1 pseudogene is annotated in these 2,575 nt (G+C 61.6%); it reads right to left on the bottom strand.

Annotated elements, in window-relative coordinates:
- A pseudogene (locus AC1DV9_RS29065) lies at positions 1-2,575 on the bottom strand (hypothetical protein); the annotation flags it as partial.

Here is a 2,575-nt window from a genome sequence, read left to right as displayed (position 1 = left end):
GCTGCCGTCAGAGCACCCATCTGATCGTCGGTGAACTTGCCAAGCTGGCCAGCCGTGAAGGCGGTAACCTGCTTCGGCGTCATCACCTTGATCTGGTCGGCGCTGAGCTTGCCGATCTGGCTGTCGCTGAGGACAGCGATCGCTTCGTTGGTAAGACCACCAATCGCCTTGGCGGATATCCCGGCAACAGCGTCGTCGGTCAGCTTCGTCACGTTCGTGGCGCTGAAACCTGCGACCTGGGCAGTGTTCAGCAGAGCGCTCTGACCTGCGGTGATACCGGCAACCTGATCGGCAGTCATCGCCGTGATCTGGCTTGCCTTCAGACCAGCGACAGCGGCATTGCTGAGCTTGCCGATCTGACCGGCAGTCAGGCCACCGATCTGGTCGTTGGTGAGCGAGCCGACCTGGGCAGCCGACAATGCACCGATCTGATCATCAGTGAACTTGGCAAGCTGGCCAGACGTGAAGGCAGTGATCTGCTTGGTGGTGACCTGCTTGAGCTGGTCCGTGCTGAGCTTGCCAACCTGGCTTTCGCTGAGGACAGCGATCGCTTCGTTCTTCAGGCCAGGGATCGCCTTGGTGCTGAGACCCGCAACTGCATCGTCCGTCAGCTTGGTGATGTTCGTGGCGCTGAAGCCCGCGGCCTGCACAGCCGTCAGCAGAGCGCTCTGGCCTGCGGTGATGCCGGCAACCTGATCCGCAGTCATCGCGGTGATCTGCGTAGCCTTGAGACCGGCAACAGCAGCATTGCTGAGCTTGCCGATCTGACCGGCAGTCAGGCCACCGATCTGGTCGTTGGTGAGTGCGCCGACCTGGGCAGCCGACAATGCGCCGATCTGATCATCGGTGAACTTGGCAAGCTGGCCAGACGTGAAGGCGGTGATCTGCTTGGTCGTGACCTGCTTGAGCTGGTCGGCGCTGAGCTTGCCGACCTGGCTTTCGCTGAGGACAGCGATCGCCTCGTTCTTCAGGCCAGGAACCGCCTTGGTGCTGAGACCCGCAACTGCATCGTCGGTCAGCTTGGTGATGTTCGTGGCGCTGAAGCCAGCGGCCTGCACAACTGTCAACAGAGCGCTCTGGCCTGCAGTGATGCCGGCAACCTGATCGGCGGTCATCGCCGTGATCTGGCTTGCCTTCAGACCAGCGACAGCAGCATTGCTGAGCTTGCCGATCTGACCGGCGGTCAGGCCACCAATCTGGTCGTTGGTGAGCGAGCCGACCTGAGCAGCCGACAATGCGCCGATCTGATCATCGGTGAACTTGGCAAGCTGGCCAGACGTGAAGGCAGTGATCTGCTTGGTGGTGACCTGCTTGAGCTGGTCCGTGCTGAGCTTGCCAACCTGGCTTTCGGTGAGAGCGGCAATTGCCTCATTGCTCAGACCGGGGATCGCCTTCGGGCTGAGGGCAGCGATTTCATCATCGGAGAACTTCTTGATGTCATCGGCACTCAGAGCACCGACCTGGGCCGCCGTCAGTGCACCAGCCTGAGCAACGCTCAGACCTTCGAGCTGCGTGTCGCTCATGCCGCTGATCTGCGATGCCTTCAGACCGCCGACTGCAGCGTTGCTGAGCTTGCCGATCTGAGCAGCCGAGAGACCGGTGATCTGCGCGTCGGAGAGAGAGCCGACCTGGGCTGCCGTCAGCGCACCCATCTGATCGTCGGTGAACTTGCCGAGTTGGCCAGACGTGAAGGCAGTAACCTGCTTCGGCGTCATCACCTTGATCTGGTCGACGCTGAGCTTGCCGATCTGGCTTTCGCTGAGGACGGCGATCGCTTCGTTCTTCAGGCTCGGGAGAGCCTTCGTGGTCAGGCCAGCAACCGCGTCGTCGGTCAGCTTGGTGATGTTCGTGGCGCTGAAGCCTGCAACCTGCACAGCCGTCAGCAGAGCGCTCTGGCCTGCGGTGATGCCGGCAACCTGATCCGCAGTCATCGCCGTGATCTGCGTGGCCTTGAGACCGGCGACAGCAGCATTGCTGAGCTTGCCGATCTGACCGGCGGTCAGGCCACCGATCTGGTCGTTGGTGAGCGCCCCGACCTGGGCAGCCGACAATGCGCCGATCTGGTCATCGGTGAATTTGGCAAGCTGGCCAGACGTGAAGGCGGTGATCTGCTTGGTCGTGACCTGCTTGAGCTGGTCGGTGCTGAGCTTGCCGACCTGGCTTTCAGTGAGAGCCGCAATTGCTTCGTTCTTCAGCCCAGGAATTGCCTTCGGGCTGAGGGCAGCAATTTCGTCGTCGGAGAACTTCTTGATGTCATCGGCACTCAGAGCACCGACCTGGGCTGCCGTCAGTGCGCCAGCCTGAGCAACACTCAGACCTTCAAGCTGCGTGTCAGACATGCCGCTGATCTGCGTTGCCTTCAGACCGCCGACTGCAGCGTTGCTGAGCTTGCCGATCTGAGCAGCCGAAAGACCGGTGATCTGCGCGTCGGAGAGAGAGCCGACCTGGGCTGCCGTCAGAGCACCCATCTGATCGTCGGTGAACTTGCCAAGCTGGCCAGCCGTGAAGGCGGTAACCTGCTTCGGCGTCATCACCTTGATCTGGTCGGCGCTGAGCTTGCCGATCTGGCTGTCGC

The sequence above is a fragment of the Rhizobium sp. 01L410 genome, assembly GCF_056400165.1.
This window is presented reverse-complemented; position numbering and strand designations above follow the sequence as displayed.